This window comes from Vibrio sp. D173a, assembly GCF_030248475.1.
Map to the genome: position 1 here is coordinate 1 of NZ_JAHGAH010000039.1, position 16,284 is coordinate 16,284.

The 16,284-nt window shown below is 44.9% G+C and carries 15 protein-coding genes; 9 read left to right on the forward strand and 6 right to left on the reverse strand.

Annotated elements, in window-relative coordinates:
- The first annotated feature begins 365 nt into the window (after positions 1–365).
- Positions 366–1,640, forward strand: coding sequence for a sugar phosphate nucleotidyltransferase (locus KIV40_RS05155; protein ID WP_285348144.1), 1,275 nt, complete (start codon positions 366–368; stop codon positions 1,638–1,640).
- A 113-nt stretch (positions 1,641–1,753) separates the two neighbouring features.
- Complete coding sequence (locus tag KIV40_RS05160; protein WP_285348145.1) at positions 1,754–2,572, forward strand: helix-turn-helix transcriptional regulator; 819 nt, start codon at positions 1,754–1,756, stop codon at positions 2,570–2,572.
- Between the two features lie 12 nt (positions 2,573–2,584).
- On the opposite strand, the gene KIV40_RS05165 is transcribed toward KIV40_RS05160, so the two are convergent.
- Together KIV40_RS05165 and KIV40_RS05170 are read right to left on the reverse strand one after the other, a co-directional pair.
- Positions 2,585–3,670 carry a DUF3541 domain-containing protein gene (locus tag KIV40_RS05165; RefSeq protein WP_285348146.1) on the reverse strand — a complete coding sequence of 362 codons (1,086 nt, stop codon included), beginning with the start codon at positions 3,668–3,670 and terminating at the stop codon, positions 2,585–2,587.
- A 69-nt stretch (positions 3,671–3,739) separates the two neighbouring features.
- Positions 3,740–4,348: an alpha-ketoglutarate-dependent dioxygenase AlkB gene (locus KIV40_RS05170; protein ID WP_255902034.1), complete on the reverse strand. Its 609-nt coding sequence runs from the start codon at positions 4,346–4,348 to the stop codon at positions 3,740–3,742.
- A gap of 139 nt (positions 4,349–4,487) precedes the next feature.
- Here KIV40_RS05170 and KIV40_RS05175 point away from each other — a divergent pair, with 139 nt between their 5' ends.
- Complete coding sequence (locus KIV40_RS05175; protein ID WP_285348147.1) at positions 4,488–5,846, forward strand: diguanylate cyclase; 1,359 nt, start codon at positions 4,488–4,490, stop codon at positions 5,844–5,846.
- A 357-nt stretch (positions 5,847–6,203) separates the two neighbouring features.
- Here KIV40_RS05175 and KIV40_RS05180 read toward each other — a convergent pair whose 3' ends face one another.
- Positions 6,204–7,760, reverse strand: a complete 1,557-nt coding sequence (locus KIV40_RS05180) for a DUF3612 domain-containing protein (RefSeq protein WP_077202074.1) — start codon at positions 7,758–7,760, stop codon at positions 6,204–6,206.
- A gap of 174 nt (positions 7,761–7,934) precedes the next feature.
- Between KIV40_RS05180 and KIV40_RS05185 the strand changes: the two genes are divergently transcribed.
- Positions 7,935–8,513: a hypothetical protein gene (locus KIV40_RS05185; RefSeq protein ID WP_285348148.1), complete on the forward strand. Its 579-nt coding sequence runs from the start codon at positions 7,935–7,937 to the stop codon at positions 8,511–8,513.
- Positions 8,514–8,624: 111 nt separating this feature from the next.
- Here the strand turns inward: KIV40_RS05185 and KIV40_RS05190 are convergent, their stop codons facing one another.
- Entirely contained in the window at positions 8,625–9,638 is a 1,014-nt protein-coding gene (locus tag KIV40_RS05190) for a GGDEF domain-containing protein (protein WP_285348149.1), read from the reverse strand.
- 290 nt (positions 9,639–9,928) lie between these two features.
- Between KIV40_RS05190 and KIV40_RS05195 the strand changes: the two genes are divergently transcribed.
- Genes KIV40_RS05195 through KIV40_RS05205 form a run of 3 tightly spaced genes read left to right on the forward strand, consistent with a single transcriptional unit; the run spans position 9,929 to position 13,532 of the window.
- The gene (locus KIV40_RS05195; RefSeq protein ID WP_285348150.1) at positions 9,929–11,281 is read left to right on the forward strand and encodes a DASH family cryptochrome; all 1,353 of its coding nucleotides are present in this window, start codon (positions 9,929–9,931) and stop codon (positions 11,279–11,281) included.
- Positions 11,281–12,825 (forward strand): cryptochrome/photolyase family protein, encoded by a 1,545-nt coding sequence (locus KIV40_RS05200; protein ID WP_285348151.1) that lies wholly within the window; start codon positions 11,281–11,283, stop codon positions 12,823–12,825. Before KIV40_RS05195 ends, KIV40_RS05200 begins: the two co-directional genes overlap by 1 nt.
- Positions 12,825–13,532 (forward strand): SDR family oxidoreductase, encoded by a 708-nt coding sequence (locus KIV40_RS05205; protein ID WP_285348152.1) that lies wholly within the window; start codon positions 12,825–12,827, stop codon positions 13,530–13,532. Before KIV40_RS05200 ends, KIV40_RS05205 begins: the two co-directional genes overlap by 1 nt.
- Before the next feature lie 61 nt (positions 13,533–13,593).
- On the opposite strand, the gene KIV40_RS05210 is transcribed toward KIV40_RS05205, so the two are convergent.
- Both KIV40_RS05210 and msrB read right to left on the reverse strand, forming a co-directional pair.
- The gene (locus KIV40_RS05210; RefSeq protein WP_005374142.1) at positions 13,594–13,740 is read right to left on the reverse strand and encodes a DUF2256 domain-containing protein; all 147 of its coding nucleotides are present in this window, start codon (positions 13,738–13,740) and stop codon (positions 13,594–13,596) included.
- 44 nt (positions 13,741–13,784) lie between these two features.
- Positions 13,785–14,927 (reverse strand): peptide-methionine (R)-S-oxide reductase MsrB, encoded by a 1,143-nt coding sequence (msrB, locus tag KIV40_RS05215; RefSeq protein WP_285348153.1) that lies wholly within the window; start codon positions 14,925–14,927, stop codon positions 13,785–13,787.
- A 184-nt stretch (positions 14,928–15,111) separates the two neighbouring features.
- On the opposite strand from msrB, the gene KIV40_RS05220 reads away from it, so the two are divergent.
- Positions 15,112–15,510, forward strand: coding sequence for an OsmC family protein (locus KIV40_RS05220; protein ID WP_285348154.1), 399 nt, complete (start codon positions 15,112–15,114; stop codon positions 15,508–15,510).
- Positions 15,511–15,620: 110 nt separating this feature from the next.
- Positions 15,621–16,166, forward strand: coding sequence for a sugar O-acetyltransferase (locus KIV40_RS05225; protein ID WP_285348155.1), 546 nt, complete (start codon positions 15,621–15,623; stop codon positions 16,164–16,166).
- Positions 16,167–16,284: the final 118 nt, after the last annotated feature.

Consider the following 16,284-nt stretch of genomic DNA (forward strand, 5'->3'; position numbering starts at 1 on the left):
GATGAGGCGTTGTGTTCTTCGAGGGTCTTTAAGTTGTGCTTGTCCAAATTGTTCTTGTGCCCAAAGTTTAGCGTCTGAGTGTGTCATCTTAGTGTTTCAGTAAGGATTGCTAAGTGATCAGATCACACACACTTGAAAGAGTTCAAAAAAATCCCCAAGCTATAAGCTTGGGGATTTGTGTATAAGAGACAGCCACTCCGGCGGGTTTTATTTTATTAAGCTACCGAATGAGAGGTGAGTTAAATATTGGGTAGGTCATTGCCCGATAATATTCATTATTGAGTAAATTGACACCTCAATTGAATAGTACTTGCGTACGGTTTGCATTTACTTTCTAAATTATTAATAGAATAAGGAAGTTGTACGTGACGTCAAAAATCGTATCGGTGGTATTAACCGATAGAGGCTGGAATGGGCTAGTTCCACTCACTCAAACCTGCTGTAAATCCATCATACCTTTCATAGGTTCTCATCGTTTAATTGATTTTTCGCTAACCAACCTCATTCAAGCAGGGATAAAACGTAATCTCATATTGAGTCGCTTCCACTGCTCGTCTTTAATGGATCATCTAAAGCATGCATGGGGAGACTACAAATCAAGAATCGAAGTGCTTGAGCCAATTTATTCTCAGGCTAAGCAATTACCGGTTTTACGACAAAATTGGACAGATGTTTTATTGCAGCATTTGGATGCCTTTAATCGACCCACTGATGAGCACGTTTTATTGGTTGGTGGCGAGCAAATCCATCGTCATTACATCACTTCTTTACTTCAGTATCATCAAATCCAACGAGCCGAACTTACGTTAGTTGTGGCTCAAGTCCCTGTAGAGCAAGCCTCTCAATATCATGTGGTTGAGCTCGATGAGCAGCGCCAAGTCATTAGTATTCAACACCAACCGCAAACTCCTACAGAAATTCCGAATAAACCGGGCTTTGCAATGGTGCTAACGGAAAATTACCTCTTTCAGCGGCCCGTGTTGGTCAAAGGTCTGTTTAATAATGCCAAGAAGCTTGATGGTAAGCATGACTTGACCAAGGACATCGTCTCTCTGCTTGCTCGTAGAGTGAAAACGGCACTGTTTGACCTTGGCGAGATTGACGACAAACAAGCACCTACGTACTGGCATAACGTTAATAATCTTGATGATTACTGGCGACTGCAGATGATGATGCTGGTGGAACAGAGTGTTGCGGGTAAGAGTGGTACTGATGCACTGTTGAGTAAAAGGGTTGAATCTAAAAAACCAATAGAATATTGCAACATCGAAGCAATCAAAGTTCGCATCAAAGACAGTTACATTGCCTCAGGTTGTCAGATAGAAGGAGCATGCGCGATTCGCTCCGTGATTGGTGAGGAATGTGAGTTAGACAGAAACAGCATTGTGCATGAATCCATATTAATGGGGCGCTGTAAAATCGGAGCGAATAGCCGGATTACGCGAACCATTATTGAAGAAGATGTTCAGATCGCCCCAGGCACAGTGATTGGTGAGAAACCAAAAAGAGACAAAGCGCGCTTTGAGATGACTGACGGTGGCTTAATTGTCATTCCAAAGGGCAGCCGCGTGGGTTTTGAGGAAGAAGCCACCCCACTGCATGAAAATTACCCCGAAGGCATTACAGATAACGTCATGTAATGCAGGTATCTTGAGTTGAAGTGTTATTGACTCACACAATCACAATTTGGTGTCTATTCTAATTATAACTACACATATTTTTCGCAATTATTGGCGCTTGGCTAGGAGAAAAAATGCAGTTCGACCGACTTCAATTTGCCGATGCATTGAAGCATTTCAGGAAAAAATATCAATATTCACAAGACAGTTTGGCGGAGCTGCTTTCTTCTTCGCATCGTGTGTTCTCTCGCTTGAATCAAGCAACCTTGAGCCAGTGGGAAAGGCAAAAAATCGAGCCAACGCTACTAAGGCGTCTTGGTATCGCACATTTCTTTCAGCAGCCATACCACTATGATTCTCAGGAGTTAAAGGTCGTCAAGAAAGCCCTGCAACATCCGGTCAATTCTCAAAATTTAAGCACGGTATACGACTATGAAATCACCCATACTGGTCACGTGCCTTTTGATAAGTTGGAAGAGGAGGATAGAGCTTTAGTGATCGATTCTCACCTGAGAATGAACGGGGGAGATATCATCGACACTCTTAATCAGCTTGAACTTAATCAACCCAAAATTTATTGTTTTTACTATAGAAAAATGTTGGTAGGGCACGTGGTCTATGAGCAGAAAAACAACTCAATTTATTTGGTGAGTGTGGTTTTCCTGACCAAGTCGATTCGAACTCAAATATTGAATCACATTGCTGGGATCAGCAGAGGTCTTATGATTTATTTTCCAATCCGAGATCATAGCTTGAGTCAGTTTATGGAAGATTGCTTCTTAGAAAGGTGTTGTTCTAGTCACAGCATTACTTTTTATACAGGCGCCAGTCGTCAGTTTTTTGAGAATCCGATGATCAAAAGTGTTATGCAGGGGTTCCAAGATTTTCGATTGGTTCGATACGAGCAAATGTTGAAAAGTAAAGCTTTTAAGCCTGCCCATTCGATCCAGTAACCTGGGTTGATATCAATGCTTTGACACTAACCCATAAGGCAGAGACTCAAACGCTTGGGGCCGGTTTTGTATTGTTGGGGCTTGGTGTACACCTTGCCAATCCAGCAGCATGATGGCCAACACATTGCGGTGTTCACCATATTTCAAGTCGTAGTCCCCTTCCACGGAAGGGATCATCCCTTGCTGCGTATTAATGGCACTTTGGATTGCTTGAAGAGTTTTTTCGACGACTGGGTCATTATCTAACCCCGCAAGGAGAAATGAAATCCCGACCTCAGCAATTACATCCTCTTTGGAACGCAAAATGATGGTGTCGATATTGTCGCGGAAGTAGTCATAAATCCACTGATGGTCAACTTCATTCACCTGTTTTTGGTAATACTGTGAATCACCCAAAATAATGTGTGTCATACCGTAGATCTTATTACTGTATTGCTGCGGTGACAGTTTTTTGTCTTGGTTGTCTGGGTAGGTCGTGCGAAATGCATCGGTAAATGCATTGACCACATCTTGTTCGCCGAGCTGACGTAGCCAGTAGACTTGGTTCGCCAATTGCGCCGCCCAAGCTTCTATCATCTCTGGGTCAGTGGCGTAGCGTGCGAAATCGTATCGACGTAAAACACTCCTTAGCGATTTGTCTTGTTTGTGCTTTAAGCCGTACTCGTCCGCTCTTGCCATTGCTCCAATCAGATCGATGCCTAAGTAGAGGTATTCTGGTTGGTGCTTGGTAACGGTGTAGCGACGTTGGCTTCGTTCGTCTTCTTTGTCGTGGTAAGTCGCTAAACGTGCTTCTGAGTAGAGAAAAATTTGCTCGGGTGCAGTGACTTCATTGGCAAAACGATTGAGACGGTTCGCGACTTGTGCCATGTCTGTCCATACTGCGGGGAGATACTTTTCATTTAACGTTTGGCGATACATACGAAGGCCGAAATGCCCCTCTCGAAACGCAGGCAAGGTATATAGCTGCGATTCGTACGTATCTTTGATCAACTGTGCGGACTGCGAATAGGTTAAAACCGGTGCCTCTTGAGAGGCTTGCGCCTGAAAAGCCAGTGAACAGGAGAGCAACACGGCTAAGCTGATAGGTCTGATACGCATAAACACATTCCGATTGGGAGCCAAGATTCAAGCCTAGCATTAATGCAATTTTGATATGTAATGACTCAGTCAATAGTTGGTCACGATATGGCGGAAAGTCAGATTAATACGCTCGCCTTTTGGTTTTGCTGTTTTAGGAACGGCATGCTTCCAGTGATGTTGTAACTCTCCGGCCATAATGAGCAGAGAACCATGGCTAAGCTCATATTCTAATTGGGTTTTACAATGTAAATTCCTTAGAACAAATCGGCGAGTTTCCCCCAAGTTGATAGAAGCGATTACAGGATTTCTTCCTAGCTCAGGCTCATTGTCTTGATGCCATCCCATAGAGTCTTGGCCGTGACGATAGAGATTCGCTAAGACAGAGTTAAATTTCACCTCAGCAATGGCTTCACTGCGTGTTTTCAGTTCAATCAGTTCCGGTGTCCAAGGGTGAGGTGTCATGGTTAGCCCTGAATAAGTGTAAGCGGCGTCACCATGCCACGCTTGTAGTCGAGGCTGTAATACCGATCGTCCAAACATCATGATGCTTTCTTGTTGCCAAGGTAAGGTTGCGCGAAGCTGCGAAAAGCAGCGATCAGCATCTAAGTGACCGAGAAAGTGAGGTTCATAGTAGATCTTCCCTTGTGCTACTTCTTGCCAAAATGAACTTTTGAATAAATCGCCTTGTACTTGCATCCCACTTTGCCTTTTTGATAGATAAGATTTTTAGATATTTACTACCTTTACGATAGCTATTAGTTATCCTTAAGGTAAGTAAGTATTTTAACAATAATTAAAGAAAACTCTTGGAACGCCGAGAGTTAGTGGGGAACAGATGCAGTACTCATCGAAGAAGCAAGGCTACTTTGCATTGTTCTTCCTCACTTTTTTTGCCCTATGCGTTGGAGTCATTGAGTTGTTGCACCACAATCAGCTCAACCTTCACCGAGAGCGACTTCAAGTTGAGGCCAAAGAACAACTTTCTATGCTCCGCTCCAATTTAGAAGCGGACCTGATGGCTGACATATACAAAGCTAGCACGCTTGCGACTCTTATTACATTGCTACCGAACCATGAAAACCGCAAGTTAAACATGGCTGCGAATCGTATCCTCAATAAAAGCAATCATATTACGGTAATCGGCATCGCGGAAAATGATGTGGTAAGCCATATCTACCCACGTCGAGGGAACGAGCGTGTTATTGGGCTGAATTACCGAACGGTGCCAGCGCAGTGGGTTCAAATCCAAAAAGCCAAAGACATTCAAGAGATATTCATCGCAGGTCCAGTCGAGCTCGTTCAGGGTGGGCGAGGATTGATTGTTCGTGTGCCTGTATTTCGTGATCCTCCAATAAACAAGGATTACTGGGGTGTGATCAGTGCTGTGATCGACTTTAATGGTTTGCTCCGAGAAACCGGGGTGATGGACTTCTCTTCTCATTATCCGATGACCATTCGTGGTTATGACAGCAGTGGCGAGCTTGGCGATATATTTTTCGGTGAGCCGAAGCCTAGTGGGAAGGTTTACGCCAAAGAGCAAGTGCATTTTCCCTACGGAGGCTGGAGCTTGGCGGTGTATTCCGGTGCGGACTTAGACCAGCAATTACCATGGTACACATTGCAGCTAACGAGATTAGTCGGCTATCCGATTGTTCTTGGATTAAGTATCGCCCTGATTGTGATTTACCGATTGTATATTGTGGCCGATAACCGAGCACTGCATGATGAACTCACCCAGCTGCCCAATCGTCGTTACTTTATGCAGTCTTACAAGCATCAATTTCAGATCGCGAAACGCTATAAAAAGCGCTACAGCTTTGCGCTTGTAAATATCGATCTTGATCGCTTTAAGCATATTAACGATAACTATGGTCATGATGCTGGCGATAAAGTGCTGATCGCTTGTGCTGAGCGGATTAGAAGCAGTTTACGACGTTCGGATATTGTGGCTCGCATGGGAGGAGATGAATTTCTCGTGATTGTCCATAATCCGAAAACGGAAGACAGCATTCATGCTCTGGTGAAAAAGCTTCGTTTTGCTCTGTGCTCGAATCCAGTCATTTATGAACAAGACTTGATTTATCTGAGAACTAGCATTGGGTATGCGATGTTTGATCCTGAAATGACATCACCTCAACAGATGATGAAAATCGCCGATGAACGCATGTATCAGCAAAAACACTACGGTGGATAATCAGTAAAACCATGAATCTAGAGCCCCGCACACTTGCGGGGCTTTTAATTTTGAATTTCTTTCTTATTAAAACTCCATTTTGCTGATAAATGGATTAGTAGCAGTGCGCATGGTGGCATATTCGCATCAATTTGCATTTTGCAAATGCGATTTGCAAAATATGTGCTCAATAAAGCACCAATATGCATCAGGATCGAAGAAAAAAGGCGTTTTTAAAAGTTGGCACGTATCGTGCTTTATACAGATTGACCCTTATTAAGCCGAGGGTCACCTAGCCAACTGACGTTGTTAGTGAATACACATTGTTCACAAGTATATACCGCCAATCACCTTTATTGTGATTGGCGTTTTTTCTTTCTAGAGCTCGATAATTTGCGGCTCGTCACCTGAATCCGCTGATTCACCGCACTTGTTATAACAACTTGGTTGTCTTGGACATACGGCTCCTCGTGAACAAATCAATCTTGCTTGGGTTTGAATTCCCCTTTCTATCCAATTGATGTTGAGAATCTTGGCTATCGTGGTGAGATCTTTCTTGATGTGCTGAGGTATGACAGTACTTCCCCCTGAAGAGACACACAGCGATTTCAGCTCTTCTGCAATGGCAATCGCATCCCCGCCCTGAGCTGAGATAGCAGGGTTGAGGTCAATACCTGCGCATAGAACGCGGTTGTTGCCCGCTGGGTCGAAGACATTGACTGACTCACAGCAATAGATACGTGGCTCGTTACCGACATTAAGAATCGAAATTTGTGCTGAACTGGTGTCCAGCGGTTGTGATAAGCGACGGAACACTGCCCAGTGCTGACATGGGTCGTTGACCTTGCGCATATTACCCCAAGGAAGCGGGATACCGTTACCACGATATACGGCTTTGAGTTTACCCGGGCCATAAGCATCAAAGTAATGCCAATGCGGATAAGGTGATACGACCGTCATGCGGCGCATCGCAACAGAAGGGGAGACGCCCGCTTTTTTGTGTACATCGATTTCATAACCAGAGCGGTCGAGTAATTGGCGAAACGGTACTTTTGGACACAGCAGGGCTCCAGCAAAGAAGCTCGATTCAAAATCACGCCACGCTTGCAAAATGTCTTGTGAGTTAAGCTCGGAGTTCGATACTTGCGAGCCGCTTTGTTCCCAGTTGTTCTGATGCCCAATCGACAATACATTACTCATGCCGTCGCTGCTGTGAAGTACACGATGGCCAATGTAAACGGCTAAATCGTATTTCAGGCGTGTTGGGTAGTCGCGCATGCGCTTGTTGAGGTAAATCGTCCCCGGCGCCTCCATAAAAGAGGTGATCAGCTGCTTCGCACTTACGCCAAGCTCATCAATCACATCCTGTGGCGCTCGGTCTACCCAACGAATATCCAACCCCATGCTTTTAGCAATGTCGATCAGATCTTCCACTGACAGGTTCAGACGCTTTAATCCGACTTCTTCAGCGGCTCGCTCCAGATCTGGGAAGTGGTTTTGATGGTTCTCTTGGTGGGCCCGTATCAACAGATGAGCAAACTGACGCCCAGTGATACCAGTTTGGGAGAGCATTTCTGGTATCGCGATTTGCAGGATGTCATTGGAGAACAAGAAACTCGGTTCAAGGGCCATTCCATTGATGCCACCACGATTACCTTTATTTGGTGTGATCGCTTCCAGTTCTGGCTCATCATCTAAAAACCATGCAGGCTCTTTTTGGAAAACTTCGGCGATCACTTCCAACATATCGATACTTGGAACGCGTTTTCCACGTTCGATCATCGATAGGTAAGAAACCGACGGCGCGTACTCAGGATTGATCCTAACGCAACGCGCAGACAAATCTTCCATCGTTAAATGGTTGTTCTTCCTCAGGTTACGAATTTTCGTCCCGAGAAAATGAGATTGGCGGATAAGACTTTTTGACACAGACATTTTGTAAAATTCACATTGTAAAATTTTTGTTGTGAAATTGTAGTCAATAATTCGCTAGTCTACATAATGAGCAGGCAAGGAAATTGACCATCCACTTCACAGAATTGCCTGAAACTTAAACAAGGGTTTTAAGTTTTTACTCTAGGAAGAGTGTTTAAGTGCGAGGAAACGACGATGAATATGCTGAATTTCGATAAAAAAGACATCCAACAACAAGAACGCCCATTTATCGCTGAAGCCGTATTTGCCGTCGAGGCGGTAAGTGCTGAGCAGCAAAGCGAGAAGCAAGTTAAGGCAAAGCAACTACTGGACCGTATGTTCCCACTGGAGAATGGCTCACACCAAGACGTGTCAAGTTATGTGATTGATTACCGTCATGTAATGGCCTACTTCAAAGACGGTACACACAGCGGTCTGAAAAGCCCAAAACATTTTGTAGCGTACACTGGTGAGAAAGAAGATCCGAAATCGATCCTATTTAAAGATGAGTCAGGCAGCCACGTAGAAGTGATGTTTGGCTGTCATAAAGGCACGGGTTGTGTGGAGTTGATGGACATTGATGACATTCAACTGGAAACACGTACTACCTTCAGCCCTGAGTTTATTGGTAATGCACCGACCGCAATGCGTCATTGGATCAGCCTAATTAAAGGTGATAAGAAAGGAAAACCGATGGCGTGTAGTGAAGACAAAGAGTACACCGCGAAAAACGGCGACGACTACTTCCTTAGCTACTGCTACAGCATTGATTAAATGGTTTAGGAAGCATCATTAATAACGAGCCAGCCCAAGAAAGACAAAACCCCAAGTACATGCTTGGGGTTTTGTCTTTTAAAAGGGGCGGTATGAGCTGGCGAGCAAGCTCTACAGCGGCATTACTCGGTTTCGGCCCAGTTGTTTTGCTTCATACAACTGTTTATCAGCCTTATTAACCAAGCTTTCCAACGTATCGCCAACTTCATACTCTGCGACACCAAAAGAAGCGGTAATACTTTGCACTTGGCTGCCCGAACGTTTGTCACGGACACGCAGCTTTTCGATCATTCGGCGTAACGTATCGGCGTATTGACGACCGATGCGCAACGATTTATTCGGTATGATCAAAGCAAACTCTTCGCCACCAAAGCGGTAAGCGCTGATGCCATCACGACAGCTTTGTTGCAGACGACGTGCGATGGCTTTGATAACGGTATCGCCAAACAAGTGGCCGTAATTGTCGTTAAATGCTTTGAAGTGATCAATATCCAGCATAACCAAGGTCATTGCTTGATTGCTGTCGATCAGCATTTGGAGGTCACTGTCGAAAGCACGGCGGTTATACAGATTGGAAAGACCATCGAAAAGAGCGTCTTTTTGTACTTCAGTCAATTGGTTTTTTAGACGAGAAATTTCTTCACTAGCCGTCGTTAGTTGACTATTTAGAAACTGAGTCGAGTGACGAATTTCACGAGATTCCGCGACGAGCTGACGAACCAAATTCATCACTTCTTCAATACTCAGGCTATTATCTTCAACCTTTTCGAGCTTGTTAAAGCTTTTGTCCACCATATCAGAGAAGGAGGAGGTATCCGTAATAGTGTCACTCATCGAGCTAGATACTTCACCCAACAGTACTTCTACGTTGGTTTTGAGTTCTTCTAAACTGGTCTCGGCTTTACTCGCGACGTAGCTGTTGTAGAGCTGCTTGTGCATCGCTGGTGGGCAGACGTCATAATTCTCCAGAACCATATCTAACTCTTGGTTAAGCTCTGGGATGGTTTTGTCTACGTAGGTGTACCACAAGGCGTAGTTTGCTGGTGTCGCTGCTACGTGGTTCTTGATCATTAGTGGTACCGCTTTTTTTAGATTCGCGGTTGATTTTTTAAATTCGTCGGTCATTTCTGCAATGTGGCAAGCAAAATGGAATTAGGTTAAGGGTAACGGATATAAAACAATATCGCTTTATTTTTTATCATTTTTGTTTGGTTTTCTTAAAAAAAATGAGCAAAAAATCAAATACGTCTATGAATATTAGAGTTTGACTAAATAATTTATAGAATTAATTTTAACAAATTGTTTACCAAGGACTTTTGCTGAATAATTTGTAGACGTAGCAATCCACAGTCTGATCGTGAAGCAGGATTGTGCGTAAGAACTAGATAGAAAAACTCACACATGGAACGCTTTCTTTGAATAAAACAATCGGACTGTACTGGTTTTCCAACGATTTGAGGATGCATGATAACCCGCTGCTCGCCCGAGCCAGTGAGGAAGTCGACGCATTAATATGTGTCTATTGTTATCCGAAACTGTCTCCATTTTTAGCTCACTTTGCGCAGGAATCGATGTTTGGGTCGGCTAAGCAGCAATTTTTAGATGAGTCATTACATTGCCTCAATCTGACCTTGAATGCGTTCGATCAGCGCTTACAGGTTGTTGACTTACATCCTTATCAAGCCATCAAACATGCTGTAGAGAAGCTTGGCGTGACACATCTGTATTGTGATGCGTTCCCTGGCTCAGAAGAGCAAGACGTGGTTGATCGTATCCGCCAAGAATTAGAGCATTTAACGATTTGTCAGCAGGAAGTGCGCAGCCTACTTACCGTTGAAGACCTGCCATTTGCCCTTGAAGACTTGCCTGACACTTTTACTAAGTTTCGTAAAAAGGCGGAGGACGTATCGCTGGAGGAACCATTCGCCACAGTAACGGCCTTACCACCAACCCCCTCAGGACTTGCCTTGCCAACGTTACGACTGATTCGCGACGTTAAGCCTTGCCTGTTTACCGGTGGAGAGCAAGCAGGGCTTGAACACGCTCGCCGGTATTTTTCCTCGACATTGGCCAGTGAATATAAGCAGACGCGCAATGGCTTGGATGGTATGGATTACTCGACTAAGTTTTCTCCTTGGCTAGCTCATGGCTGCCTTTCGCCAAAAACTATTTATGCCATGCTCAAGCGTTATGAACGTTTGAAGGGAGCAAACGAGTCGACCTACTGGATTTACTTTGAGCTATTATGGCGGGAGTACTTTTATTGGTATGCCCGTCGACACAAACGACAGCTTTTCCGATTCGGTGGCATCCAAAATCAAGCACCACTCACCAGCTTTTATGCTCATCGTTTTCAGCAATGGAAGAAAGGTGAAACGCCATTTCCTATCGTGAACGCGTGTATGCACCAACTTAATGAAACCGGTTATATGTCGAATCGTGGCAGACAGTTAGTCGCCAGTTGTTTAGTGCATGAACTTGGTCTCGATTGGCGTTATGGCGCGGCGTACTTTGAATCACAATTGGTAGATTACGATGTGGCATCGAACTGGGGAAATTGGCAATACTTAGCAGGCGTTGGTGCTGATCCGCGTGGTTCACGACAATTCAACCTCGAAAAGCAAACCGAAATGTACGATCCGCACATGGAGTTCATCGATAGGTGGCAAGGTCGTTGTGCCGGCGCGCATTTGGATAGTGTAGATATGGTCGATTGGCCTATCATAATGGGCAGCAGTGACCAAGCTTCGTCAGCGGAGAAACCGTAATGCAATTTGAAACCGTACGATTGATCTTGGGCGATCAACTTAATAGTGAGCACTCTTGGTTTCAGCAACCGGATAAGCAAGTGCTTTACCTGGTCGCGGAGCTCAAGCAAGAGAATACTTACGTCACGCACCATATTCAGAAAGCGTGTGCGTTCTTTTCTGCAATGGAGCAGTTTGCGAAAGAGCGTCAGAGCGAAGGTTATCAAGTTCTGCACCTCACACTGGATGACACACAATCCTTCGACGATCTTGAGCAAGTCTTGCAACACTACGTGAGCGAAGTTGGTGCAAGTAAGTTTGAATATCAACGCCCCGATGAATACCGTTTACTAGAGCAGTTAGCCAAACTAAAGCTTGATGGGGTCGTGACGCGTTGTGTCGATTCGGAACACTTTTTGTTGCCGTTTGAAGAAATAGAATCGCAGTTTCCTCAAGGCAAACACATCATGATGGAGCACTTTTACCGTCGTATGCGCAAGCGCTTCGACATCTTGATGCAAGACGGAAAGCCCGTCGGCGGAAAATGGAATTACGATGCCAACAACCGTAACAAGCTCAAAGTCAAAGACATCGAACAACTGCCACAACCTTTGATGTTCAGTACCGACGTCAGTGGCATTGTTGAGCGGTTGGCAAAACATGACATCAAAACCATCGGAAATCTCGAAGGAGACTTGTTGTGGCCAATCAATCGCGCGCAAAGCTTGTCTTTACTCGCGCATTTCTGCCAAGTCTGTCTGCCGCTGTTCGGACGTTTTCAAGACGCCATGACAGGTCAGCACGATGCTAAGTGGAGCTTGTATCACAGCCGAATTTCATTCTCGCTGAACAGCAAATTGCTACACCCGAGAGAAGTCATTGATGCATCACTCAAGGCATTTCATTCCAACGCGGACATCGACATTTCTCAGGTTGAGGGGTTCATTCGCCAAATCTTAGGGTGGCGAGAATACATCCGAGGCGTCTACTGGGCGAACATGCCTCATTACCCGAAAAAGAACGAGTTGGGCGCAGAAAGAAAGCTGCCAGACTTCTTTTGGAATGGCGAAACCAAAATGTCCTGTATGCGCAATGCAATTGGTCAGTCCCTCGATTACGCCTACGCACACCACATCCAACGTTTGATGGTCACTGGCAATTTTTGCTTGTTAACCGAGATCGACCCAGATCAAGTGGATGAGTGGTATCTCGGTATCTATGTTGATGCGATTGAATGGGTCGAAATGCCGAACACTCGTGGCATGGCGTTGTTTGCGGATGGCGGCATTGTTGGTACCAAGCCTTACGCGGCGAGTGGCTCTTACATCAACAAGATGAGCGACTACTGCAAGGGTTGCCATTACGATAATAAAGCGAGGAGTGGGGAAGGATCGTGTCCGTTTAACAGCTTGTATTGGCGTTTTATGAACAAGCACGACAAGCGTCTTGCAACCAATCCGCGTATTGGGATGATTTTCCGCTCTTGGGACAACATGGAAGAACAACAACGCCAAGCGATACTCGATACGGCAGAGCATTACATAGAAAACGTGGAGAACTTGTGATGGAAATACTCATCGTCGGTGGTAACGGTGGAATTGGTTTGGCGATGGTGCAAGAAGCCGCAGCTCGGTTCCCTCAGGCGCGCGTGCATGCCACTTATCGTCAGCGGCAACCAGATTGGCAACACCCAAATGTCGTTTGGCATCAAGTGGATGTATCGCAAGAACGAGAGGTAAAAGCGTTCAGTGAGCATATTGAACACGTCGATTGGTTGGTGAACTGCGTTGGTATGTTGCACACCCAAGAGAAAGGCCCTGAGAAGAATCTTAATTCGCTCGATGCTGACTTTTTTCAGCAAACCATTACGGTTAATACTTTGCCAAGCTTACTGTTGGCGAAATACTTCACGCCAAAGTTAAAGCGCAGTACTGCACCTAAGTTTGCGACCATTTCGGCCAAAGTTGGCAGCATTAGCGATAATCAGTTAGGTGGTTGGTACAGCTATCGTGCATCGAAAGCCGCATTAAACATGTTTCTTAAAACCATGTCGATCGAATGGCAAAGAATGGTCAAGCATGGCACGGTGCTGTCACTTCACCCAGGTACCACAGATACAGTTTTGTCGGCACCTTTTCAAACCAATGTGCCAGAGGGAAAGCTGTTCACACCAGAGCGAGTCGCAAAGGATTTATTAGGTTTGATAGAAAAAGCAACCCCGCAAGATAGCGGGGCGTTTTGGGCTTATGATGGGACGTTATTACCTTGGTAATAGAACGCGTACAAACGCTAATACAAAGGAAATAGCGTTCTCCAGAGAGGGTCGGAGTGACCTACGTTTTCGTTGATTTATTTCTTCGGCAACGCTCAGAACAATAAACGATTTCCTCCCAATTTCGCGCCCACTTCTTTCTCCAAGAAAATGGGCGCTGACAGACCGGACAGACTTTCATGGGAAGGTTGGATTTAAAACCTTTCATCGCGCTGATTATTCACTCCTAATTTGGTTAAAACAGTGGTCTAGCTACTTATCAAATAGGTACAGGTAATCGCCGTAACCTAAACTCGCCATCTTGTTCACTGGTACAAACTCCATTGCGGCTGAGTTCATGCAGTAACGTAATCCCGTTGGCTTAGGGCCATCTTTAAATACGTGGCCAATATGTGAATCACCAAACTTACTGCGAATCTCTGTGCGTGGATAAACCAGTTTAAAGTCGGTTTTCTCTACGATGTAGCCTGGGTTAATTGGTCTGGTAAAGCTTGGCCAACCTGTGCCAGATTTGTACTTATCTGTTGATGAGAACAAAGGCTCACCAGTGACGATATCAACGTAAATGCCTGCTTCTTTGTTATCCCAATACTTGTTGTTAAAGGGACGCTCCGTGCCTTCTTCTTGTGTCACGTAGTATTGAAGCTCAGTCAATTTAGCTTTGATTTCTTTGTCTGAAGGTTTCTCGTACACCTTCACTTTCGACACCAGCTCTTTTTCGTTGATAAGTTCACGCAGTGTTTTTGGGTTGTCTTTACGATCATCACCAAACACTTCGTCGAGGTATTTATCGCGACCTGATGCGTAGCGGTAGTATTTGTACTTCAGGCTACTCTTCTTGTAGTAATCCTGATGGTACGATTCCGCGGGGTAGAACTTTTCAAACTCGATCAGTTCTGTTTTCAACGGTTTTGGATAGATCATCGCCTTGTCGATTTCCATCATAAACTGCTCAGCAATCTGCTTTTGCTCGGCGTTATGATAGAAGATCGCCGGACGGTATTGGGGACCACGGTCGACGAATGAGCCTTTGTCGTCAGTCGGGTCGATATGGCGGAAGAAGTAATCCAATACTTGTTCGTAATTCACGACAGCAGGATCGTACTTCACCTCAATCACTTCAATATGGCCGGATTTGCCAGAAGAGACTTGTCGATAAGTTGGGTTTTCTAAATCACCACCTGAGTAACCAGAAACCACGTCTAACACACCCGGTAATTGCTCTAAATCCGATTCGGTACACCAGAAGCAGCCACCCGCAAGTGTTGCGATGTAAGTTTTACCAGATGCGTTCATCTTATCCATGGTATCGGCGGTACCTGTTTTACTTAGCAAGATGAACAGTACAGGGAGTGTGAATGAGAATCCCACCAACAACTTAGATACTTTCTTCATAACTTCCTCAAACGTCATTTTCTCAATGAATCTTACGTAACAGGACAGACTGAAGAGCGAAAAAATTACAGTGAAGATGAAAATTTCTTTGCCCTTTTTTTCAAGGGGGCTACAGTAACGGCATAAAATACACGCTCACCGGAAGACAATCATCGGTGAGGCAGAAGCATTAATGAGGGAAACCATGCAAGCAGAAGTAAAATGGGTCGAAGACTTTAAATTCCTCGGTCAGTCTCAATCTGGTCACTCAGTCGTGATGGATGGCAATGGCGGTGCAACAGCGCCAAGTCCGATGGAAATGGTTCTTATGGCCGCAGGTGGTTGTAGTTCTGTAGACGTTGTTGATGGTCTGAAAACGGCAGGCCAGAAAGTGGCTTCTGTTAACGCGAAGCTAACCACGGAACGTCGTGAAACCGCGCCACGTATCTTTACCCAGGTGAACATTCACTTTGAAGTTTCTGGTGAAGCACTAGACCCAGAAATCGTAGCTAAAGTGGCGGCGGACTCATTGGAAAAATACTGCTCAGTGTGCCTAATGCTAGGTGACGGTGTTGAGATGACTCACAGCTGGGAAATCGTATAACTCCGACGTGACACAACGACAAAATAGGAAAGAGAAAAGCCCGTGCTTTTCTCTTTTTTTATTCCTCTTTTACGCTAATCTAGCTTGGTCAAAAGTTTAGGAATGATCCAGTGACCGAATTAGAGAAAATGATGTCGGGCCAAATATTTGATGGTACCGATAAAGAAATCGAAGCAATGCGTTCTAGTGCTACTCATGCGTTGATGGCGTTTAATAACAATACCGATGAATCTCAACGCGATGCGTTGCAAAAGAATCTATTTGGTAAAGTTGGGCGAAGCATCATCCAAGCTCCGCTGCATTGTGAATTTGGTAAGACGATTGAAATCGGCGAAGAGACCTTCATCAATATGAATGTCGTGATGTTGGATGGCGCTAAAATCACCATTGGTAACCACGTTCTTATCGGCCCTAGTGTTCAATTCTATACCGCTTCGCACTCTCTGGATTACCGTAGCCGACTCAAGTGGGAAACCTTTTGTAAGCCAATCACAGTTGAAGATAGCGTCTGGATTGGTGGCAATTCGGTGATCAACCAAGGGGTAACTATTGGCGCTCGCTCAGTCATTGCTGCTAACTCAGTGGTAAACAGCGATGTTCCACCAGATTGTCTATATGGCGGTACGCCTGCCAAATTGATTCGTCGCCTAAACTAGGACGAGTAATCACACATACCCACGGCGCTTATTCTCATAACCAATAAGCGCTTATTTACATATCAATTTCATTAATTTATAAATTTCATGTGCTTATGTTTGTTGCCTGCGAAATTTG